This window comes from Burkholderia sp. Bp8986, assembly GCF_003854225.1.
Lineage (GTDB): Bacteria > Pseudomonadota > Gammaproteobacteria > Burkholderiales > Burkholderiaceae > Burkholderia.
Map to the genome: position 1 here is coordinate 1 of NZ_QTQM01000002.1, position 20806 is coordinate 20806.

Consider the following 20806-nt stretch of genomic DNA (forward strand, 5'->3'; position numbering starts at 1 on the left):
GTGAACGCGAGCGACGCGACCATCGCGGCGAGCATCCGCAGCGTGGTGCGCAACGCGTATTCGGGCAGGTTCGACGGGTCGAGCGAGATCTTCTGGGTCTGAAGGGTCCCGATCGGCGCCATCGTTTCATGAAAGCCGACGACCGCCATCGCGATCAGGCAGATGATCAGCGGAAACGCGATGAAGTCCCACCGGTTCGGCAGGACGCGCCACGCGGACGCGTTGGCGGTCCGGTTCGGATTGAAGAATCCGACGTCCATCAGGCGCCCTCCCCGGTAAGGCCGAACGAAGCCGGCAGACGATGTTGATTCATGGCAAAGCGCACGGGCGCGGTAATTCGACGCGGTAATTCGATTGATTCACGATTTCACGCCGGCGCGAGGCGCCGTGCGTGCAAGCTGCGCCCTCCGGGCGCGGCGAGTCGGGCCGCGACGGCACGACACTACACCAACCTGTATTTCAGGTTCAACCGTCCGGGGCCGGCTCGGCTCGGCGCGGCGCGCGGGCGGCGCACGGATCGTGCCCGGCACGCGGGCGAACGGCAGGCGTGCGGTGCGGAGCAGCCCGGCCGCGGTCGTGCGGCCGGCATGCAGGCCCCGAATTATGCCGTGATCCGGGCCGGCCGGGAACCCGCCCGCCGCACACGGACACAAACCATGCAGGACGTCAGCGGACGATTGCGGCGAAGCAGGTATGATCGGGGCTAGCCCCTGGCGTCGCTAGCCCCATAGCCGCCAGGGATCGACCGACCAGCGGGAGGAAGCGAATGGCAGGAAACTTGGTGATCGTCTGCCGCGATCAGGACGCCGATGCGTTCTACGAGCTGATGCAGGAGTACGGGTCGTTCCAGACCCGGCTGTCGTCGACGGCGTGGTACCTGAACATGAACGTCGTGCCGGAATCGCTGCAGGAGGAGATCCTGGAGCGCCTCGGCCGCTATACGACCGTCTATATCTTCGAGGCCACGAGCGTGACCTACAACACCATCGACAGCAACGCCGCCGAGACGCTCGGCACGCTGTTCGGCGAATGATGCCGCGCGGCGCCTGCCCGGCAGGCGCCGCATGCGCCGCTTACGCGGCCTGGGCGTGAAGTTCGTCCTTCGGCACCACGTCGAACGGGAACGTCATCGCCACGCGCAGGCCGCCCTCGGGACGATTGCCGATCTCGCACGCCCCGCCCAGCCGCAGCACCAGCCGCTCGACGATCGCCAGCCCGAGCCCGCTGTGGCCGTTCCCGCCGCGCGCGGGGTCGAGCCGCACGAACGGCCGCGTCGCGGCCGCCAGATCGCGCGGCGCAATCCCGCCGCCGCTGTCGCTGACCGACAGCACGTAACCCGCCGGCGTACGCGCCGTCTCGATGAGCACGGGCGGCGCGCCGTACGCATGCGCATTGTCCAGCAGGTTCGACAGGATCCGGTCGAGCGTCGCGGTCGGCAGGCGGAAGCCTTCGTCGGCGGCCAGATGCGTCTGGACAGCCGGCGCGTTCGGTGCGACCGCGCGATAGCTGCGGGCGATCCGCTCGCAGGCCTGGTCGACCGGCACGGGCTCGCTGCGGTCCGCCCCGCCGTGCGCGAACACGAGGAACTGGTCGACGATGTGCGACATCGAGTCGACATCGCGCACCACGCCGTCGCGCAGCCGCGCGTCGTCCATCATTTCCGCGCGCAGGCGCATCCGGGCGAGCGGCGTGCGCAGGTCGTGCGCGACGCCGGCCAGCATCACCGCGCGGTCACTCTCGGCCTGCGACACCTGTTCCACCATCTGGTTGAAGCCGTGCGTGAGCTGGCGCAGCTCGCGCGGGCCACGCTCGCGCAACGGCGGCACCGGCTGGCCGCGGCCGAAGCGCGCGACCGCGCGCGCCAGCGAGCGCAGCGGCTGCTGCAGCTGCCAGGCCGCGAACAGCGCGGCGATCACGCCGGCCGAGAAAATCGTGCCGAGCCACAGCAGCATCCGGTCGAGCGAGCGCGGCGGGCGCAGCGGCTGCACCGGCACCACGATCCAGTTGCGGTCGCTCGGCTCCTTGACCCACAGCACCGGCGGATGGCCCGGCGCGCCGATCTCGACCAGCGTGCCGGGCGGCATCCGCTCGCTCACGTCGTCGCGGAAACGCTTGAGCGGCGCCGCCAGGTTCGAATCGGCGTCTTTCGGCACATCGGGACTGTCCGGCGACACCAGCCGCACCCGCGACGGCAGCGGCTGGTCGGGCGTGCGCTCGACGTGCTGGCGCACGGCGTCGACGAGGAACGCGGCCTCCTCGACGGCATAACGCGTCTGCATCTGGTTGCGCTCGAGGCGCATCGCGAAGAACCACGCGAAGTGCGACAGGAGCAACACGCCGACGACCAGCAGCGCCAGCCGCCCGAACAGCGAATCAATGGGCTTGCGCATGGGCCTCGCCGTCGGGCACGAACACGTAGCCGCGCCCGCGGACCGTCTGGATGAAGCGCGGCGTCGACGGATCCGTTTCCAGGATGCGGCGCAGCCGCCATACCTGGACGTCGATGCCGCGGTCGGTGCCGTCGTACTCGGGCCCGTGCAGCAGCTCGAGCAGCCGTTCGCGCGTGAGCGTGCGCAGCGCGTGATTCACGAAGATCTTCAGCAGCGCGAATTCGCTGCTCGACAGCGTCGCCGGCTTGCCGTCGACCGACAGCGTGCGCGCCTGGAAGTCGAGCACGAAACGGCCGAACGCGAACGGCTCGCGCTGCTCGGGCGCCGCCGCCGACGGCGTCGCGCGGCGGCGGCGCAGCACGGCCTGCACGCGCGCGAGCAGCTCGCGCGGGTTGAACGGCTTGCCGAGGTAGTCGTCCGCGCCGAGCTCGAGCCCGACGATGCGATCGACGTCGTCCGCGCGCGCGGTCAGCATGATCACGGGGATGTCGTCGCCGGCCGCGCGCAGCTGGCGCAGCGCGGTCAGGCCGTCCACGCCCGGCATCATCAGGTCCAGCACGATCAGGTCGGGCCGCTCGCGCTCGAGGCGCTTCTCGAGCGTCGCCGCGTCGTGCAGCACGGACACTTCCATCCCCTGGCGCACGAGATAGTCGCGCAGCAGGTCTCGGAGTTCTTGGTCGTCGTCGACGATGAGGATCTGGGTAGTCATGGCTCGAAGTTTAGCGCGCGAGCGCGGAGTCGAAGAACGAAACAAAGGGGCGAAAGGGTTACTGCGGGTTACGACGCAAGGGAACTGTAATGCGCCGTAACCCGGCAGCCATCCCGCGTAACACCGGCCCGAGCACGCGCCGCTAACCTGCGTCTTACCGGATGCGGCACCCGGGTCACCCCGCGCGCCGCATCGCCGGACCCTTTGGATACAAGGAGTTTCTGAAATGTATAAGAACACTTCCCGCGTGGCCATTGCGGCCGCCACCGTGCTCGCTCTCGCATTCGGCACCGCGCATGCCGCGCAGCCCAACGACATGCCGCCGCCGGGCGGCCCCGGCATGCACCAGATGCACGGCGGCCATGACGGCGGCCCGTTCGGCGTGATCATGAAGCTGCACGACCAGCTCAAGCTCAACGCGTCGCAGGAACAGCAGTGGCAGACGGCCGTCAACACGATGAAGCAGAACCATGAAGCGATGCGCAAGAGCCACGAGCAGATGCGCGAGCAGTTCAAGGCGCAGCAGAACCAGCCGATCCTCGACCTGAACGCGATGCACGCCGCCCGCCAGCAGGCCGAGCAGCAGAACGCGCAGCTGCGCGAGCAGAGCTCGGCCGCGTGGCTAGCGTTCTACAACGGGCTGAACGACCAGCAGAAGACGACGGTCAGCACCGCGCTGAAGCAGCAGTTCGCGCGGATGGAGCAGCGTCACGAGAAGATGAAGGAACGCTGGGAGCAGCACCGCGCGGCCAAGGGCGCGTCGGCACCGGCGCAGTAAGCCGGCGGGCCGCCTCCCCGGGCGGCATCGCGGGGGACGCGGGCACCCGGCCCGCGTCCCCCGTTTCATTTCAGGCGACGTCGAACAGCAGCACCTCGGCCGCCCGGCCGCGTGCGAACGCGACCGCTTCTACCCCGGCGATCCGCGCGCCGTCGCCCGCGGCCAGCGCGTGGCCGTTGACCTCCACGTCGCCGCGCACCACGTGCACATAGGTGCTGCGCCCGGCCGGCACGGCCAATGCCGCCGCCTCGTCGCCATCGATCAGGCCCGCGAAGATCCGCGCATCCGCACGGATCGACAGCGCACCGTCGTCGCCGTCCGGCGACGCGACGAGCCGCAGGCGGCCGCGCTTCTCGTCGTCGGCGAAATGCCGCTCCGCGTAGCCGGGCCGTCCGCCCCGCTCCGCCGGCTGCAGCCAGATCTGCAGCAGATGCAGCACCCGGTCGCGCGACGCATTGGTTTCGCTGTGCATCAGCCCCGTGCCGGCGCTCATCCGCTGGACGCCGCCGGCCCGCACGATGGCGCCGTTGCCGAGGCTGTCGCGATGCGCGAGCGCGCCGTCGAGCACGCAGGTGACGATTTCGAGGTCGCGGCGCGGCTGCATCCCGAAGCCGCGCGTCGGCGCAATCCGGTCCTCGCTCAGCGCGCGCAGCGCGCCGAACGGCGGATGCGCGGCCCCGGCGGCGCCGGCAAGCGCAAAGCTGTGGCTCGATTCGAGCCAGCCTTGGCGCGTGTGGCAGCGGTCGGCGGCGCGGCGGATCTGGAACATGGGGCGGGCACTCCGGCAGGCAGATATTCTTTCTTCGGGTTTACCTGCACTGTAGGGGCGTGCCGGGCGCGCCACAATCCGCCGCCCGCGCACCGCATCGTTGCACCCGCGAACCCAATCGGCGTAATGCTCGTTGCGAATACCGCGATTGCCGCAACGCCCGAATCGAAGAATCGATCGGTCGCGCCGGATTGCCGTTTTCCGGGTATCGCGTTCGGGTAAAATACCGCCCTTTTGGCGTTCGCCCGTCCGGCGAGCGCCGTTGCCTGCGCGCCGAAACACGAATTTTGGCCGTCTAGAATACGCCGCGGCGCCCGGCCCGACCGGCCGCGAGCGCCTCCCCGGAAGTGAGCGACAAAAGGATGGAAATGAAGAAGGCCGCCCTGTGCGCCGCCCTCGCCCTCGTGGCGGGCAGCGCCTTCGCGAAAGAGTGGAAGACCGTGCGGATCGGTGTCGATGCCAGCTACCCGCCGTTCGAGTCGACCGCGCCGAGCGGCGAGATCGTCGGTTTCGACGTCGATCTCACCAAGGAAATCTGCAAGCGGATCAACGTGAAATGCGTGTGGGTCGCGCAGGATCTCGACGGAATCATCCCCGCACTGAAGGCGAAGAAGTACGACGTCATCGTGTCGTCGCTGACCGTCACGGACAAGCGTCGCGAGCAGATCGACTTCTCCGACAAGGTGTACGACGCGCCCGCGCGGATGATCGCGAAGGCCGGCTCGCCGCTGCTGCCGACGGTCGCGTCGCTCAAGGGCAAGCACGTCGGCGTCGAACAGGGCTCGACGCAGGAATCCTACGCGAAGGCGTACTGGGAACCGCAGGGCGTGACGATCGTTCCTTACCAGAACCAGGACCAGGTCTATGCCGATCTCGGCTCGGGCCGCCTCGACGCGACGCTGCAGGATGAACTGCAGGCCGACTACGGCTTCCTGCGCACGCCGCGCGGCAAGGGCTTCGCGTTCGCCGGCCCGGAGGTGAAGGATCCGAAGACGATCGGCGACGGCACCGCGATCGGCCTGCGCAAGGACGACACGGACCTGAAGCTCAAGATCAACAAGGCGCTGGCCGACATGCACAAGGACGGCACGTACGACCGGCTGTCGCACAAGTATTTCTCGTTCAGCGTCTACTCGGCGCGCTGAGCGCCGACAATACCGGGAAGCGGATGCGGGGGCGGCCCCGCGTCCGGCACGACAGGCAGTCAACCACGCGCCGCCCGCCCCCTCGCCCGCCGCTCGCGCGACGGGCTGGCCCGGCACCGTTGCCGGGGCGGACGGTCATGATACGTACGGGGCGTTCCGCGCAGCTTGGCGGGCGCGTCTTTCGCGGCGCACCGCGTGCGCCGTCCGGGACCACACCAGGGACCACATATGTTTCTACAAGGCTACGGCCCGCTGATCCTCGCCGGCACCTGGCAAACCGTCAAGCTGGCGGTGCTTTCGCTCGCGCTGTCGTTCCTGCTGGGCCTGCTCGGCGCGGGCGCGAAGCTGTCGCGCAACCGCTTCACGAACGGCGCCGGCACCGTCTACACGACGCTGATCCGCGGCGTGCCCGACCTCGTGCTGATGCTGCTGCTGTTCTACAGCCTGCAGATCTGGCTGAACATGGCGACCGACGCGCTCGGCTGGGACCAGATCGACATCGACCCGTTCCTCGCCGGCGTGCTCGTGCTCGGCTTCATCTACGGCGCGTACTTCACCGAGACGTTCCGCGGCGCGTTCCTGTCGGTGCCGCGCGGCCAGCTCGAGGCCGGCAGCGCGTACGGGATGACCAACTGGCAGGTGTTCACGCGGATCATGTTCCCGCAGATGATGCGCTTCGCGCTGCCCGGCATCGGCAACAACTGGCAGGTGCTCGTGAAGTCGACCGCGCTCGTGTCGATCATCGGCCTCGCGGACGTCGTGAAGGCGTCGCAGGACGCCGGCAAGGGCACGCTGCGGTTCTTCTTCTTCACGCTGATCGCCGGTGCGGTCTACCTCGCAATCACGACGATCTCGAACTTCGTGCTGATGTGGCTCGAAAAGCGCTACTCGACCGGTGTCCGCAAGGCTGACCTATGATCGAACTCATCCAAGAATACTGGCGCAACTACCTCTACACCGACGGCTTCCGGATCACCGGCGTCGCGATCACGCTGTGGCTGCTGGTCGTGTCGATCGGCCTCGGCTTCTGCCTGTCGGTGCCGCTCGCGGTGGCCCGCGTGTCGAAGAGGAAGTGGCTGTCGAGCGCCGTGTGGCTCTATACGTACGTGTTCCGCGGCACGCCGCTCTACGTGCAGCTGCTGCTCTGCTACACCGGCCTCTACAGCCTGCAGGTCGTGCGCGGCACGCCGCTGCTCGACGCGTTCTTCCGCGACGGCATGCACTGCACGCTGCTCGCGTTCACGCTGAACACCTGCGCGTACACCACCGAGATCTTCGCGGGCGCGATCAAGGCGACGTCGTACGGCGAGATCGAGGCCGCGCGCGCGTACGGGATGTCCACCTTCACGATGTATCGCCGCGTGATCCTGCCGTCCGCGCTGCGCCGCGCGCTGCCGCTCTACAGCAACGAAGTGATCCTGATGCTGCACGCGACCACCGTCGCGTTCACCGCGACCGTGCCGGACATCCTGAAGATCGCGCGCGACGTGAACTCGGCGACCTACATGTCGTTCCACGCGTTCGGCATCGCCGCCCTGCTCTATCTCGTGATCTCGTTCGCGCTCGTGTGGCTGTTCCGCCAGGCCGAGCGTCGCTGGCTCGCGTATCTGCGCCCGCAAGGCAAGTAAGTTTCCGCAGGACTATTCATGAATTCCCAGACTCAGAAGCTTTTCGTCGACGATCTGCACAAGCGGTACGGCGACAACGAGGTGCTCAAGGGCGTATCGCTGAAGGCGAACTCGGGCGACGTGATCAGCGTGATCGGCTCGTCCGGTTCCGGCAAGAGCACGATGCTCCGCTGCATCAACTTCCTCGAACAGCCCAACTCCGGCCGCATCTTCGTCGACGGCGAGGAAGTGCGCACCGCGCTCGACAAGACGGGCGCGCTGCGCGCCGCGGATTCGAAGCAGCTGCAGCGCGTGCGCACCAAGCTGTCGATGGTGTTCCAGCACTTCAATCTCTGGTCGCACATGAACGTGATCGAGAACGTGATGGAAGCGCCCGTCAACGTGCTCGGCATCCCGAAGAAGGAAGCTGAAGACCGCGCGCGCGAGTATCTCGAGAAGGTCGGTCTCGCGCCGCGCGTCGAGAAGCAGTATCCGTCGCACCTGTCGGGCGGCCAGCAGCAACGTGTCGCGATCGCGCGGGCGCTGGCGATGCATCCGGACGTGATGCTGTTCGACGAGCCGACGTCGGCGCTCGACCCGGAACTGGTCGGCGAAGTGCTGAAGGTGATGCAGAAGCTGGCCGAGGAAGGCCGCACGATGATCGTCGTCACGCACGAGATGGGCTTCGCGCGCAACGTGTCGAACCACGTGATGTTCCTGCACCAGGGGCGCGTCGAGGAAGAAGGCGTGCCGTCCGAGGTGTTCGCGAACCCGAAGAGCGAACGCCTGCGCGGGTTCCTGTCGGGCAGCCTCAAGTAACGCGCGCTCCTCCGCGTCGCACTGCACGAACGGGCGCCATGCGGCGCCCGTCTTGCGTTTACGCGACGTCCACCGGCGCGCCGTCGGCGAATGCGCGCAACGCGTCGCCCGCGAGCCGGTAGCGCACCCATTCGCTCTGCGGCGCGGCGCCGACGCTTTCGTAGAAGCGGATCGCCGGCTCGTTCCAGTCGAGGACGCTCCATTCGAAACGCCCGCAGCCGGTATCCACCGCGACGCGCGCGAGCGCCTTCAGCAGCCGCAGCCCGGCGCCCGCGCCGCGAAAGCGCGGCGACACGTACAGATCCTCGAGATACAGGCCCTGACGGCCGAGCCATGTCGAATACGAGAAGAAATACACGGCGAAGCCGGCCGGCTCGCCGTCGACCTCGCAGATCAGCGCACGCGCGGGCGAACCTTCGCCGAACAGGCTGTGCTCGAGCGATGCAGGCGTCGCGACCACTTCATGCTCCGCCTTCTCGTAGATGGCCAGCTCGGTGATGAAACCCAGGATCTGCGGCACGTCGGCGACGGTGGCCGAACGGATGTCGATTTGCACGGTGGGGAGCCCTCCTTCGGCCCGGACTGAAAACGAGATGCGGCGGCGCTCGCTCGCGCAATCGCGCGTGACGCCGCCCGGATCGACATGCTACGTTCACGAAACAACTGCAGGAAGTGCAGTTTCTTCATCCTGACATGAACATGATGCATCCAGAGCTGCGCCGTCTCGACCTGAACCTGCTGCTCGCGTTCGACGCGCTGTACCGCCACCGCTCGGTCGCCGCGGCCGCGCACGAGCTGGCGATGACCCCGTCCGCGCTCAGTCACGCGCTCGCCCGGTTGCGCGAAGCGATCGGCGATGCGTTGTTCGTGCGCCTCGGCAACGAGATGCAGCCGACCGTGCGCGCCGACGACATCGCCACCTGGGCCGGTGATGCGCTCGACACGATGTCGAAGGGGCTCGCCCGCGCACGCCGCTTCGATCCCGCGCAAAGCGACCGCACGTTCGTGTTCGCCGCGAGCGACTACACGGCGTTCGCCGTGCTGCCGGCGTTGCTCGCGCGTATCGAGCAGGTCGCGCCGCGGCTGCGGATCCGCGTCGTCCACTCCGACCGGAAGATCTCGATCGACGAACTCGCGGCCGGCCGCATCGACTTCGCGCTCGGCTATCACGAGGAGTCGGCCGCCGACGCACCGGGCATCGAGGATTTCGACTGGTTTTCGGACGACTACGTGGTGATCGCGAGCACCACGCATCCGGACATCCGCCGCCGGCTGACGCTCGACCAGTACCTCGCGGCACGCCACGTCGTCGTCACGCCGTGGAACGAGTCGCGCGGCGTCGTCGACTACGTGCTCGACCGGCTCGGCCTCGCGCGGCAGGTCGCCGTGCAGTTGCCGAGCGTGCTGGCCGCACCGTTCGTGATCGCGGAATCGGCACTCCTGATGACGGTGCCGAACCGTGCCGCACAGGCGCTGCGCCACGCGGCGCCGATCCGCATCTTCCCCGCGCCGTTCGAGATCCCGCGCTACACGGTGAAGGTCTACTCGCACGCGAAGCATGCGCGCACCGACGCGCACCGATGGCTGCGCGCGCAACTGCTCGACGTCCGGCCGGCGGGCGGTTGAGTTCGACGCTCCGGTGCGGCGCGGGGCGCCCGCCGCACCAGCGTTTCCGGCGCCCGGGCGGCGGCGGACCACCGCCAATTCATTACGAAATACTTACCAATTCCGCGCATCCAGCGCTTACGCTCGTGCCCCGGCAACGTCAATAGTGACAATCCTTGACCCACCGGCGCCGAATCCGTGTCTCCCTTGTCTCACAAGGGTTTTCCGGGAATCGACGGCCCCTTGGGCACCCGCTGCGCACTGTGTTGCATGGCAAATTGGCGACACGTGTTAGTCAAACAACGATTTCCATCGCCACAAAATTGTATTTTTGCTAAATTAGTAACCAAAGTAGCAAAACGAAGTTCGTGAAATGTAGTTTAGCTTCACGACACAACAAGGAGACCCCGCAAGCCGACCCGGCCGCGCGGGACCGCTCAACGGTTTTCCGTCCGCTTGCCCGCGTGCCGCGCTTACCGGCCCTGCACGAGGTCTCCCTGGTTATCCCGCTTTTCGCTTTTGCCCGGCGCTCGCTGCTCCGGGCATCTCGTGCAGTCTGGGTTGACTTTTTGACAGGGTATGGAGGAGATGATGAAGAAAGCTTTGGTCGCGGCCGCGCTGATGGCTGCTGGGGTGGTTACGGCGCACGCGCAGAGCAGCGTCACGCTGTATGGTCGCCTGGATGCCGGCCTCGAGTACCTGAACGGCCTGCAGAACGGCCACCAAGTGCGCGCGGAAAGCGGCGACTGGGGCACGAGCCTGTGGGGCTTGAAGGGCAGCGAGGACATCGGCGGCGGCAACAAGGTCCTGTTCCACCTCGAAGGCGCGTTCAACACGATGACGGGCGGCTTCAGCGGCTCGATCTGGGATCGTTTCGCGACCGTCGGCATCTCCAACGACCGCTACGGTACGCTGCTGCTGGGTCGCGAACTCGCGATCGCGAACGGCGTGTGGGACTTCGATCCGCTGGGCCAGTCGAGCTGGTCGTCGGCATCGCTCGTGCGCGGCCGCAACTGGAACAAGACCAGCAACAACGTGTCGTACCAGTCGCCGCAGTTCTACGGCCTCGACTTCTACGGCCAGTTCGCGTTCTCGAACTCGACCAGCTTCAACGGCAACACGACGGCCGGCCAGCCTGGTCGTGCAGCCGGTGCACAGGTCACGTACACGAACTCGCTGTTCCAGTTGCGCGGCATCTACGACGAAACGCGCGACAGCAACGGCCGCTTCTCGGACGTGTTCAACTACTCGCGTGAATACTTCGCGGGCCTGAACGTGTTCCTCGGCCAGTTCAAGCTGCAGGCGGCTTACCAGTCGTCGCATGCTGACGGCAGCGGCGGCCCGGCCGTCAACAACGGCATCACCGGCACCCAGCAGGTCTGGGGCGGCGTGACGTGGCAGGCCACGCCGGCGGCAGCGCTGATCGCGGCCGTGTACCACGTGAACGCCAACCACGGCGGCGGCAACGCGAACATCTACACGGTCGGCGGTTCGTACAACATCTCGAAGCGCACGCTGTTCGACGTGCAGGTCGCGACGGTGCGCAACAGTTCGACGGCCAACTTCGGCCTGAACGCTAACGGTGCAGGCACCGCCGTGTCGACGGGCAACCCGCATCCGGGCGGCAGCCAGACCGGCGTCTACGCCGGCATCCAGCACCTGTTCTGATCAGGCGCCGTCCAGAGAACGATTCGACAACACTTTCCACGCTGCTGCGAGAGGCGCGTATCGGTGCGGTACCCTCCCGGGTATCCGCACCGTTTTTTATTGGCGGTCCGGGATCGTGCGATCCGCGGCCCGATCTGCCCGATCTGTCGAACGGGCCGGATGCGGCGCTCAGACCGCCGCTTCGTTCTCTTCGCCGGTGCGGATGCGGATCACGCGCTCGACGTCCGACACGAAGATCTTGCCGTCGCCGATCTTGCCCGTGCGCGCCGCGCCGATCACCGCGTCGATCACCTGGTCGACCTGCGCTTCCGCGACGACCACCTCGATCTTCATCTTCGGCAGGAAGTCGACCACGTATTCGGCGCCGCGATACAGCTCGGTGTGCCCCTTCTGGCGGCCGAAGCCCTTCACTTCCGTCACGGTCAGGCCGGTGAGGCCCACTTCGGCGAGCGCTTCGCGGACTTCGTCCAGCTTGAACGGCTTGATGATGGCGGTGATGCGTTTCATGATGGTTGTCCCTCAATGCTCGTTTGGATGAAAAATCGCAATCCCGATTTTAAGCCGTAAGTGTAAGCCGTAAGCCGGCCGGCCGCGCACGGCGCGGCACGGCTCAGTCGAGACGTTCGGTAAAGCGTGACGTGATCGGATAGCGCCAGTCGCGCCCGAACGCGCGATGCGTGACGCGAATGCCGATCGGCGCCTGGCGGCGCTTGTATTCGTTGATCTTGATGAGCCGCGTCACGCGCGCGACGTCGGCCTCCGCATAGCCGGCCGCGACGATCTCCGCGAGCGGCCGGTCCTCCTCCATGTACATCCGCATGATCGCGTCGAGCACGTCATACGGCGGCAGGCTGTCCTGGTCCGTCTGGTTCTCGCGCAACTCGGCCGACGGCGCGCGCGTCAGGATCCGCTCGGGGATCACGTCGCGCAGCCCGTAGTCCGCAGTGCCGTTGCGATAGCGGCACAGCCGGTAGACCAGCGTCTTCGCGATGTCCTTGATCACCGCGAAGCCGCCGGCCATGTCGCCGTACAGCGTGCAGTAGCCGACCGCCATCTCGCTCTTGTTGCCGGTCGTCAACACGATCGAGCCGAACTTGTTCGACAGCGCCATCAGCAGCGTGCCGCGGATGCGCGCCTGGATGTTCTCTTCCGTCGCGTCCTCCGCGCGGCCCGCGAATTCGCCCGCGAGCGCCGCGCGGAACGCGTCGAACATCGGCGCGATCGCGATCTCGTCGTAGCGCACGCCGACGCGCCGCGCCATCTCCGCCGCGTCGGTGGTCGAGATGTCGGCCGTGTAGCGCGACGGCATCATCACCGCGCGCACGCGCTCGGGCCCGAGCGCGTCGCAGGCGACCGCGAGCACCAGCGCCGAATCGACGCCGCCCGACAGCCCGATCAGCACGCCGGGGAAACCGTTCTTGCCGATGTAGTCGCGCACGCCGGTCACGAGCGCGCGATAGACCTGCGCGTCGACCGGCAGCTCGGGCGCGATCGCACCCGGCAGCGGGCGCGCGCCGTCGAACTCGACGATCGCGTGCCCTTCGTCGAACTGCGGCATCTTCGCGACGAGCGCGCCCTCGCCGTCGAGCACGAACGAGCCGCCGTCGAACACGAGCTCGTCCTGGCCGCCGACGAGGTTCACGTACACCATCGGCAGCCCGGTTTCGCGGATCCGCGCGCGCAGGATGTCGATGCGCAGCGCTTCCTTGTTCATGTGGTACGGCGAACCGTTCGGGATCAGCAGCACCTGCGCGCCGGCGGCCTTCGCGATCTGCGCGGCCGACGCATGCCATGCGTCCTCGCAGATGATCACGCCGTATCTGACGCCGTCGAGCTCGAACACGAGCGGCTCGGTGTCGGTCGCGAAGTAGCGCTTCTCGTCGAACACGTCGGCGTTCGGCAGATCCTGCTTGCGGTAGGTGCCGACGATCTCGCCGCCGACGATCAGCGACACCGCGTTGTAGGTGTCGGCCGGCGGCACGCCGCGCTCGATCGGGCGGTTTGCATTACCATCGACGGCTGGCGCGTGCGGAGCGCCGCCCGACGGACCGCCGCCCGCGCTCCGCAACGGATGGCCGACCAGCACCGCGAGCCCGTCGAACGCACGCAGCGCATCGGCGAGCGCGTCGAGCGCGGCCGCCGCCGCCGTGTAGAACGCGGGCCGCAGCAGCAGGTCTTCCGGCGGATAGCCGGACAGCGCGAGTTCGGGCGCGATCATCAGGCGCGCACCATCGTTGTGCGCGGCGCGGGCGGCCGCGACGATCCGCGCGACGTTGCCGGCGAAATCGCCGACGGTGACGTTGATCTGGGCGAGAGCGAGTCGGGTCTTCATGACGGGATCGGCGCAGCCCGGCGGCGCGCCCTGAACGGCTGACGAAAACGCCTCGGAAGCAGGCCACGGCGGCACGCATCCGGCGGCATCCAACTGTACGGATTCACGCTTGAAACACGAACGCATCGATTATCGCACGGGCATCCTGTCGTCCCCCGCGGAGGTGCCGGCCGACGAATGGAACGCGCTGCTCGAGCGCGACGCGCAGCCGACGCCGTTCCTGCGCCACGAATTCCTCGACGCGCTGCACGTCGCGCGCTGCGCGGTCGACGACACCGGCTGGTCGCCGCACTTCGTCACGCTGACCGACGCGCGCACCGGCCGGCTCGCGGCGGCCGCGCCCGTCTATGCGAAACAGCATTCGTACGGCGAATACGTGTTCGACTGGGCGTGGGCCGACGCGTACCAGCGCAACGGGCTGTCCTACTACCCGAAGCTGCTGTGCGCGGTGCCGTTCACGCCCGTGCAGGGCACGCGCCTGCTCGCGGCCGACGACGACGCGCGCCGCCGGCTCGCGGCCACGCTGCTCGCGTTCGCCGAGCAAAGCGACGTGTCGTCGCTGCACGTGCTGTTCCCGACCGGCGACGAGGCGCGGCTGCTCGAGTCGATGGGGATGATGCTGCGCGAAGGCGTGCAGTTCCACTGGCTCAACGACGGCTACCGCGACTTCGACGACTTCCTCGGCACGCTCGAGCAGAAGAAGCGCAAGAACATCCGCGCGGAACGTCGCAAGGTGCGCGATGCCGGCGTCACGTTCCGGCGGCTCGCCGGCGCTCAGATCACCGACGCCGACTGGCGCTTCTTCTCGCGCTGCTACCGGCAGACCTATCGCGAGCACTATTCGAGCCCATACCTGAATCTCGACTTCTTCCGCGCGATCGGCGCGACGATGCCGGAGAACCTGCTGCTCGTGATCGCCGAAGCCGACGGCAAACCGATCGCGAGCTCGCTCGCCGTCTACCGGCGCGGCCCGAACGGCCGCGGCGGCACGCTGTACGGCCGCTACTGGGGCGCGCTCGAGCACGTGCCCTGCCTGCATTTCGAAACGGCCTACTACCAGTTGCTCGAATTCTGTATCGAGGCCGGGCTCGACACGTTCGAGGGCGGTGCGCAGGGCGAGCACAAGCTCGCGCGCGGCTTCCTGCCGACCGTCACGCATTCCGCGCACTGGCTCGCGCACCCGGCGTTCTCCGATGCGGTCGCGCGCTTTCTCGAACGCGAGACCGAGCATATCCACGCGTACGTCGACGAGCTGCGCGAGCACGATCCGTTCCGGCGGGGGCCGTGACGGCGGGCGCGAATCATGTCGCTTGCGGCGGCACGCGCCAATTCTGAGACACTGACGGCTTCGCATCCCGCCGCCTGCCCATGTCCTGGTTTCTGTATCTGATCGAGTGTGCCGACGACAGCGTCTACACCGGCATCACGACCGACGTCGCTGCGCGCTTCGACGAGCACGCATCCGGCAAGGGCGCGCGCTATACGCGCTCGCGCAAGCCGCGCGCGGTGCTCGCGTCGTTCCCGCTGCCCGACCGCTCGATCGCGTCGCGCGCCGAGTACTGGGTGAAGCGGCTGACCGCCGCGCAGAAGCGCGAACTGGCGGCAGGATTGCGGACGCTGGAATCGGTGCTGCCGGCTGTGGTGACGATCGACGGGGAAGTCGATGCGGACGGTTTGAAGGCCGGCACGCGGCGGCGGAAGAAAGTGAAGAAGGCGCCGCAGCCCGCCGAAATCACGATGCAGGCGGCCGAAACGGAACAACCCGTGAAGAAAGCCGCGAAGGCCGGTAGTGACGGGAAAGCACCCCGGTCCGGCAAGACCTCGAAGTCCGGGCAAAGCGCTCAGGCCCGTGCGAAGACGAAGGCAGCTCCAGCCAGCAAGCGTGCGACGAACGGCGACGCCGCCGAAGCAAAAAAGGCCGCGTCGCGCAGCACGGCGGCAAAGCAGGACGAGCCTGCCGTCAACTCGACGCCGAAACGGAAAGCGCCGGCGGCCGGCGGCAAGTCCGTCGCGAAGGCACGCGCCGGCAGCGCTTCGACATCGCCGGGGCGCCGCGGTACGTCGGCGGCCGGAAAGGCCAGAACCGAAGCCGTCGAAGCCGCTGCTCCGGCCACCACCGAGCGCGGCGCAACGGGCGCAATTCGCTCAACCGACTCAACGCGAGCGAAGCGTACGAAAACCTCGCCGAACGCCGGCTCCCAGCCCGCGCCCGCCCGCACGCGAAAGAACACCACCACCGGCGCCAAACCGCGCACAAAACAAAACCGCGCGGCCTCCTGAGGAGACACGCGCGGTTTGCGTTCCGAACGAACCGGCCGCGAGGCCGGCCAGCCGGCTTACTTCTTGTAGTTCGCGGCGCCGTCGGCGATTTCCTTGTGCGCGGCGTCGATGCCGGCCCAGCCTTCGACCTTCACCCACTTGCCCTTCTCGAGCGCCTTGTATTGCTCGAAGAAGTGCTTGATCTGGTCCTTCAGGTACTCGGGCACGTCGTCGATCGACTTCAGGTTCGCCGTCATCGGGCAGACCTTGTCGTGCGGCACCGCAACCAGCTTCGCGTCGACGCCCGACTCGTCGGTCATCTGCAGCATGCCGAGCACGCGCGAACGCACGATCGAGCCGGCCAGCAGCGGGAACGGCGTGATCACCAGCACGTCGACCGGATCGCCGTCGCCCGACAGCGTCTGCGGGATGTAGCCGTAGTTCACCGGATAGCGCATGCCGGTACCGATGAAGCGGTCGACGACGAGGAGACCCAGCTCCTTGTCCGCCTCGTACTTCACCGGATCGCTTTGCGCGGGGATCTCGATGATCACGTTGAAATCGTGCGGCAGGTCCTTGCCGGCCGGAACATGATTGAAGCTCATAGCGCTCTCTGTTGGTCGATGGAATTCGGGACAGGGGCGCCGCGGCCGTTGCACCGCCGCGGGCGTCCCCGCAGGGAATGCGCCATTATAGCCAATCGACCGGTGGCGTCCGGATGACGATCGGCGCGATAATCGTTCCGGATGTCCGGCCATCGAACCCCGGGTGATGTTGCATGGAAGCCGAGTGAGCGTTGAAGCGCCAACTCGGGTCGACCGCGAAGCATGGGACCCGAGTAGGCGCTAAAACGCCAACCCGGGTCGACCGCGAAGCATGGGACCCGAGTAGGCGCTAAAGCGCCAACTCGGGTCGACAGGAGCACGCATGGAAGAAGCGAAGCACTTCATCGCAGGCGAATGGACGTTGCCCGCGCAACTGGAGACGATTCCGGTCGTCGACCCGTCCGACGGCCAGCCGTTCGCGACGATCGCGCGCGGCACGGCGCCCGACATCGAACGTGCGGTCGCCGCCGCCCGCGACGCGTTCGCGGGCCCGTGGGGCGCGGCCAGCGCCGCCGAGCGCGGCCGCGTGCTGATGCGGCTGTCCGCGCGCGTCGCCGACCATCTCGAGGAACTGGCCGCGATCGAGGCACGCGACACCGGCAAGCCGCTGAAGCAGGCGCGTGCCGACGCCGCCGCGCTCGCCCGCTACTTCGAGTTCTACGCGGGCGCCGCCGACAAGCTGCACGGCGAAACCCTCCCCTATCAGGCCGGCTACACGGTACTGACGGTGCGCGAGGCGCACGGCGTCACCGGCCACATCGTGCCGTGGAACTACCCGATGCAGATCTTCGGGCGCAGCGTCGGCGCGGCGCTCGCGGCCGGCAACGCATGCGTCGTGAAACCGGCCGAGGATGCGTGCCTGTCGGTGCTGCGCGTGGCCGAACTCGCCGCCGAAGCCGGGCTGCCGGCCGGTGCGCTGAACGTGGTCACCGGCTACGGCCATGAAGCGGGCGCGGCACTCGCGCGCCATCCCGGCATCGATCACATCTCGTTCACCGGCTCGCCCGCGACCGGCAAGCTGGTCACGCAGATGGCCGCCGAAAACCACGTGCCCGTCACGCTCGAGCTCGGCGGCAAGTCGCCGCAGATCGTGTTCGCCGACGCCGATCTCGACGCGGCGCTGCCCGTGCTCGTGTCGGCGATCGTGCAGAACGGCGGGCAGACCTGCTCGGCCGGCAGCCGCGTGCTGATCGAGCGAGCGGTCTACGAGCCGCTCGTCGAACGGCTCGCCACCGCGTTCAACGGGCTGCGGGTCGGCCCGAGCCGCGCGGATCTCGACTGTGGCCCGCTGATCAACGCGAAACAGCAGCAGCGCGTGTGGGACTTCCTGTCCGACGCGCAGCACGACGGCATTCCGATGGCCGGGCACGGCCAGGTCGTCGCCGACGCGCCCGAAAGCGGCTTCTACCAGGCGCCCGCGCTGCTGCGCGACGTGCCGGCGTCGCACCGGCTCGCGCAGGAGGAAGTGTTCGGCCCGGTGCTCGCCGCGATGCGCTTCGTCGACGAAGACGAAGCGGTCGCGCTCGCGAACGGCACGCCGTACGGCCTCGTCGCGGGCATCTGGACCCGCGACGGTGCACGCCAGCTGCGTCTCGCGCGCCGCCTGCGTGCCGGCCAGGTGTTCATCAACAACTACGGCGCGGGCGGCGGCGTCGAGTTGCCGTTCGGCGGCGTCGGCCACTCGGGCCATGGCCGCGAGAAAGGCTTCGAGGCGCTGTACGGTTTCACGACGCTGAAGACGATCGCGATCCGGCACGGCTGAACCAGACGAACGCGGCCGGCAACGGACCGGCCGTGTCCCGCAGCACCCAGCACGCATCCAGCACAGGAGACACACCATGCGGTTGAGCGGCAAGACGGCCCTCGTCACGGGCGGCGGTTCGGGCTTCGGCGAAGGCATCGCGAAGACCTATGCGCGCGAAGGCGCGAACGTCGTCGTCAACGACCTGAACGGTGCGGCGGCCGAGCGCGTCGCGAGCGAGATCGCGCTGGCGGGCGGCAAGGCGATCGCGGTCGCGGGCGACGTGTCGAAGGACGCCGACTGGCGCGCGCTGCTGCAAGCCGCGCTCGACGATTTCCATTCGGTGCAGATCGTCGTGAACAACGCCGGCACCACCCATCGCAACAAGCCGGTGCTCGACGTGACGGAAGCCGAGTTCGACCGCGTGTACGCCGTCAACATGAAGAGCCTGTTCTGGAGCGTGCAGACCTTCGTTCCGTATTTCCGCACGCAGGGCGGCGGCGTGTTCGTGAACGTCGCGTCGACGGCCGGCGTGCGGCCGCGCCCGGGCCTCGTCTGGTACAACAGCACGAAGGGCGCGATGATCACCGCGAGCAAGTCGCTCGCGGCCGAGCTCGGCGCCGACCGGATCCGCGTGAACTGCATCAACCCGGTGCTCGGCGAGACGGGCCTGATGACCGAGTTCATGGGCTGCGAGGACACGCCGGAGAATCGTCGCCGGTTCCTCGCGACGATTCCGCTCGGCCGCTTCTCGACGCCGCAGGACATCGCGAACGCGGCCCTGTACCTCGCATCCGACGAAGCCGAGTTCATCACCGGCGTCTGTCTCGAAGTCGACGGCGGGCGCTGCATCTAGCCGCACGGCCGTGATGGCGCCGCGCCGGCAGCGCCGGCCGGCGCCGCATCCACGCATCGTCATTGCTTCGCACGACACCGGATCGGGCGCCGCCGCGCCGGCTCCGGCCACCACAAGAAAGGACAGGAGACAACATGGCAACATCGACGCAGTCGCTGCCGGGCTCGTCCGGCGCATTCGAGGAAGCAACCTACCGCAAGGTGTCCTGGCGGCTCACGCCGCTCCTGCTGCTGTGCTACGTGGTCGCGTATCTCGACCGCGTGAACGTCGGCTTCGCGAAGCTGCAGATGGCGAGCGACCTGAATCTCAGCGATACCGTCTACGGGCTCGGCGCCGGGATCTTCTTCTTCGGCTACTTCCTGTTCGAAGTGCCGAGCAACATCATCCTGCACAAGGTCGGCGCACGCGTCTGGATCGCGCGCATCATGGCGACGTGGGGCGTGATCTCGATCCTGACGATGTTCGTCACGACGCCCGCGATGTTCTACGTGATGCGCTTCCTGCTCGGCGTCGCCGAGGCCGGCTTCTTCCCCGGCGTGATCCTGTACCTCACCTACTGGTATCCCGCGCACCGGCGCGGCCGGATGACGACGTTCTTCATGACGGCAGTCGCCTTGTCCGGGGTGATCGGCGGACCGATCTCCGGCTTCATCCTGAAGGCGTTCAACGGCGTGAGCGGCTGGCACGGCTGGCAATGGCTGTTCCTGCTCGAAGGGATCCCGTCGGTGCTGGCCGGCGTGCTGGTGTTCTTCGCGCTCGACGACCGGATCGCGAAGGCCAAATGGCTCACCGACGACGAAAAGGCGCTGCTCACGCGCAACGTCGACGCGGAGGAAGCGACCAAGGAAGACCTGCCGCTCGGCGCGGTGATGGCGAGCCCGCGCGTGTGGCTGATGGCGCTCATCTACTTCTCGTTCGTGATGGGGCTGTACGGCGTCGGCTTCTGGCTGCCGACGATCATCAAGGCGACCGGCGTGACCGACACGTTCATGATCGGGCTGCTGTCGGCGGTTCCGTATGCGGCGGCGGTGGTCGCGATGATCCTGATCGCGCGCAGCGCTGACAAGCGCCGCGAACGACGCTGGCACCTGGCGATTCCGGCCGCGTTCGGCGCGCTCGGGCTCGTGCTGTCGGTGATCTGGGCGCACCAGACGGCGCTCGCGATGCTCGGCCTCACGCTCGCGACGATGGGCATCCTGACGACGCTGCCGCTGTTCTGGAGCCTGCCGACCGCGTTCCTCGGCGGCGCGGCGGCCGCGGCGGGCATCGCGATGATCAACTCGATCGGCAACCTCGCGGGCTTCCTGAGCCCGTACATGATGGGCTGGCTCAAGCAGGCGACGGGCGCCAACGACGCGGGCATGTACATGCTCGCCGGGTTCCTCGTGCTTGGCGGGCTGCTCGCGCTGTCGGTGCCGAAGCGGCTCGTCGACAAGTGACGTGACGCGGCGCGCCGCGATGCGGTTCGTCGCGGGCGAAGACGACTTGCCGCGCCGGCTCCGCGCGTAGCGTCCAGTCCGGCG

Annotated in this window: 20 protein-coding genes and 1 pseudogene; 13 read left to right on the plus strand and 8 right to left on the minus strand. The window is 67.9% G+C overall.

Translation table 11 applies throughout. From position 1 onward, the window contains the following. A pseudogene (locus DID99_RS01910) lies at positions 1–260 on the minus strand (sulfonate ABC transporter permease); the annotation flags it as partial. Positions 261–766: 506 nt separating this feature from the next. On the opposite strand from DID99_RS01910, the gene DID99_RS01915 reads away from it, so the two are divergent. Continuing rightward, a complete protein-coding gene (locus DID99_RS01915) occupies positions 767–1033 on the plus strand; it encodes a hypothetical protein (RefSeq protein ID WP_027786765.1) in 267 nt (88 codons plus the stop codon). 40 nt (positions 1034–1073) lie between these two features. Here the strand turns inward: DID99_RS01915 and DID99_RS01920 are convergent, their stop codons facing one another. Both DID99_RS01920 and DID99_RS01925 read right to left on the minus strand, forming a co-directional pair. Then, positions 1074–2390, minus strand: a complete 1317-nt coding sequence (locus DID99_RS01920; protein WP_124521576.1) for an ATP-binding protein — start codon at positions 2388–2390, stop codon at positions 1074–1076. After that, entirely contained in the window at positions 2374–3099 is a 726-nt protein-coding gene (locus tag DID99_RS01925) for a response regulator (protein WP_006755678.1), read from the minus strand. Before DID99_RS01925 ends, DID99_RS01920 begins: the two co-directional genes overlap by 17 nt. A 226-nt stretch (positions 3100–3325) precedes the next feature. On the opposite strand from DID99_RS01925, the gene DID99_RS01930 reads away from it, so the two are divergent. Beyond that, a complete protein-coding gene (locus DID99_RS01930) occupies positions 3326–3877 on the plus strand; it encodes a Spy/CpxP family protein refolding chaperone (RefSeq protein WP_044847746.1) in 552 nt (183 codons plus the stop codon). A gap of 70 nt (positions 3878–3947) precedes the next feature. Here DID99_RS01930 and DID99_RS01935 read toward each other — a convergent pair whose 3' ends face one another. After that, positions 3948–4646, minus strand: a complete 699-nt coding sequence (locus DID99_RS01935; protein ID WP_124521612.1) for a pirin family protein — start codon at positions 4644–4646, stop codon at positions 3948–3950. A 368-nt stretch (positions 4647–5014) separates the two neighbouring features. Here DID99_RS01935 and DID99_RS01940 point away from each other — a divergent pair, with 368 nt between their 5' ends. The 4 genes from DID99_RS01940 (at position 5015) to DID99_RS01955 (ending at position 8217) form a co-directional block, all read left to right on the plus strand. Beyond that, positions 5015–5791 carry an ABC transporter substrate-binding protein gene (locus tag DID99_RS01940; RefSeq protein WP_044847744.1) on the plus strand — a complete coding sequence of 259 codons (777 nt, stop codon included), beginning with the start codon at positions 5015–5017 and terminating at the stop codon, positions 5789–5791. Between the two features lie 228 nt (positions 5792–6019). After that, complete coding sequence (locus DID99_RS01945) at positions 6020–6709, plus strand: ABC transporter permease (protein ID WP_044847743.1); 690 nt, start codon at positions 6020–6022, stop codon at positions 6707–6709. Then, on the plus strand, positions 6706–7419 hold the full coding sequence (locus DID99_RS01950) for an ABC transporter permease (protein ID WP_044847742.1): 714 nt from the start codon (positions 6706–6708) through the stop codon (positions 7417–7419). Before DID99_RS01945 ends, DID99_RS01950 begins: the two co-directional genes overlap by 4 nt. 18 nt (positions 7420–7437) lie before the next feature. Next, positions 7438–8217 (plus strand): ABC transporter ATP-binding protein, encoded by a 780-nt coding sequence (locus DID99_RS01955; protein ID WP_044847741.1) that lies wholly within the window; start codon positions 7438–7440, stop codon positions 8215–8217. Between the two features lie 58 nt (positions 8218–8275). Here DID99_RS01955 and DID99_RS01960 read toward each other — a convergent pair whose 3' ends face one another. Further along, positions 8276–8773: a GNAT family N-acetyltransferase gene (locus tag DID99_RS01960; RefSeq protein ID WP_124665993.1), complete on the minus strand. Its 498-nt coding sequence runs from the start codon at positions 8771–8773 to the stop codon at positions 8276–8278. 143 nt (positions 8774–8916) lie between these two features. Here DID99_RS01960 and DID99_RS01965 point away from each other — a divergent pair, with 143 nt between their 5' ends. Further along, a complete protein-coding gene (locus tag DID99_RS01965; protein ID WP_124665994.1) occupies positions 8917–9843 on the plus strand; it encodes a LysR family transcriptional regulator in 927 nt (308 codons plus the stop codon). 567 nt (positions 9844–10410) lie between these two features. Then, the gene (locus DID99_RS01970) at positions 10411–11490 is read left to right on the plus strand and encodes a porin (protein ID WP_044847749.1); all 1080 of its coding nucleotides are present in this window, start codon (positions 10411–10413) and stop codon (positions 11488–11490) included. Positions 11491–11658: 168 nt separating this feature from the next. Here DID99_RS01970 and DID99_RS01975 read toward each other — a convergent pair whose 3' ends face one another. Together DID99_RS01975 and DID99_RS01980 are read right to left on the minus strand one after the other, a co-directional pair. Further along, positions 11659–11997: a P-II family nitrogen regulator gene (locus DID99_RS01975; protein ID WP_006398637.1), complete on the minus strand. Its 339-nt coding sequence runs from the start codon at positions 11995–11997 to the stop codon at positions 11659–11661. 103 nt (positions 11998–12100) lie between these two features. After that, on the minus strand, positions 12101–13822 hold the full coding sequence (locus tag DID99_RS01980) for an NAD+ synthase (protein ID WP_124665995.1): 1722 nt from the start codon (positions 13820–13822) through the stop codon (positions 12101–12103). A gap of 109 nt (positions 13823–13931) precedes the next feature. Between DID99_RS01980 and DID99_RS01985 the strand changes: the two genes are divergently transcribed. Together DID99_RS01985 and DID99_RS01990 are read left to right on the plus strand one after the other, a co-directional pair. Further along, on the plus strand, positions 13932–15110 hold the full coding sequence (locus DID99_RS01985) for a GNAT family N-acetyltransferase (protein ID WP_124571283.1): 1179 nt from the start codon (positions 13932–13934) through the stop codon (positions 15108–15110). An 80-nt stretch (positions 15111–15190) separates the two neighbouring features. Continuing rightward, positions 15191–16102 carry a GIY-YIG nuclease family protein gene (locus tag DID99_RS01990; RefSeq protein ID WP_124665996.1) on the plus strand — a complete coding sequence of 304 codons (912 nt, stop codon included), beginning with the start codon at positions 15191–15193 and terminating at the stop codon, positions 16100–16102. Positions 16103–16158: 56 nt separating this feature from the next. On the opposite strand, the gene ppa is transcribed toward DID99_RS01990, so the two are convergent. After that, complete coding sequence (gene ppa / locus DID99_RS01995) at positions 16159–16686, minus strand: inorganic diphosphatase (protein WP_011885693.1); 528 nt, start codon at positions 16684–16686, stop codon at positions 16159–16161. A gap of 322 nt (positions 16687–17008) precedes the next feature. Between ppa and DID99_RS02000 the strand changes: the two genes are divergently transcribed. The 3 genes from DID99_RS02000 to DID99_RS02010 all read left to right on the plus strand — a co-directional run bounded on the left by DID99_RS02000 (position 17009) and on the right by DID99_RS02010 (position 20722). After that, positions 17009–18448 (plus strand): aldehyde dehydrogenase family protein, encoded by a 1440-nt coding sequence (locus DID99_RS02000; RefSeq protein WP_124665997.1) that lies wholly within the window; start codon positions 17009–17011, stop codon positions 18446–18448. Positions 18449–18524: 76 nt separating this feature from the next. Further along, entirely contained in the window at positions 18525–19283 is a 759-nt protein-coding gene (locus DID99_RS02005) for an SDR family oxidoreductase (RefSeq protein WP_044847736.1), read from the plus strand. Positions 19284–19417: 134 nt separating this feature from the next. Beyond that, a complete protein-coding gene (locus tag DID99_RS02010; RefSeq protein ID WP_124488442.1) occupies positions 19418–20722 on the plus strand; it encodes an MFS transporter in 1305 nt (434 codons plus the stop codon). The last annotated feature ends 84 nt before the right edge of the window (positions 20723–20806 follow it).

Coding starts and splice junctions, on each gene's coding strand:
- DID99_RS01915 (WP_027786765.1), top strand. CDS start 767: ATGGCAGGAAACTTGGTGATCGTCTGCCGCGATCAGGACGCCGATGCG.
- DID99_RS01920 (WP_124521576.1), bottom strand. CDS start 2,390: ATGCGCAAGCCCATTGATTCGCTGTTCGGGCGGCTGGCGCTGCTGGTC.
- DID99_RS01925 (WP_006755678.1), bottom strand. CDS start 3,099: ATGACTACCCAGATCCTCATCGTCGACGACGACCAAGAACTCCGAGAC.
- DID99_RS01930 (WP_044847746.1), top strand. CDS start 3,326: ATGTATAAGAACACTTCCCGCGTGGCCATTGCGGCCGCCACCGTGCTC.
- DID99_RS01935 (WP_124521612.1), bottom strand. CDS start 4,646: ATGTTCCAGATCCGCCGCGCCGCCGACCGCTGCCACACGCGCCAAGGC.
- DID99_RS01940 (WP_044847744.1), top strand. CDS start 5,015: ATGAAGAAGGCCGCCCTGTGCGCCGCCCTCGCCCTCGTGGCGGGCAGC.
- DID99_RS01945 (WP_044847743.1), top strand. CDS start 6,020: ATGTTTCTACAAGGCTACGGCCCGCTGATCCTCGCCGGCACCTGGCAA.
- DID99_RS01950 (WP_044847742.1), top strand. CDS start 6,706: ATGATCGAACTCATCCAAGAATACTGGCGCAACTACCTCTACACCGAC.
- DID99_RS01955 (WP_044847741.1), top strand. CDS start 7,438: ATGAATTCCCAGACTCAGAAGCTTTTCGTCGACGATCTGCACAAGCGG.
- DID99_RS01965 (WP_124665994.1), top strand. CDS start 8,917: ATGATGCATCCAGAGCTGCGCCGTCTCGACCTGAACCTGCTGCTCGCG.
- DID99_RS01970 (WP_044847749.1), top strand. CDS start 10,411: ATGATGAAGAAAGCTTTGGTCGCGGCCGCGCTGATGGCTGCTGGGGTG.
- DID99_RS01975 (WP_006398637.1), bottom strand. CDS start 11,997: ATGAAACGCATCACCGCCATCATCAAGCCGTTCAAGCTGGACGAAGTC.
- DID99_RS01980 (WP_124665995.1), bottom strand. CDS start 13,822: ATGAAGACCCGACTCGCTCTCGCCCAGATCAACGTCACCGTCGGCGAT.
- DID99_RS01990 (WP_124665996.1), top strand. CDS start 15,191: ATGTCCTGGTTTCTGTATCTGATCGAGTGTGCCGACGACAGCGTCTAC.
- ppa (WP_011885693.1), bottom strand. CDS start 16,686: ATGAGCTTCAATCATGTTCCGGCCGGCAAGGACCTGCCGCACGATTTC.
- DID99_RS02000 (WP_124665997.1), top strand. CDS start 17,009: ATGGAAGAAGCGAAGCACTTCATCGCAGGCGAATGGACGTTGCCCGCG.
- DID99_RS02005 (WP_044847736.1), top strand. CDS start 18,525: ATGCGGTTGAGCGGCAAGACGGCCCTCGTCACGGGCGGCGGTTCGGGC.
- DID99_RS02010 (WP_124488442.1), top strand. CDS start 19,418: ATGGCAACATCGACGCAGTCGCTGCCGGGCTCGTCCGGCGCATTCGAG.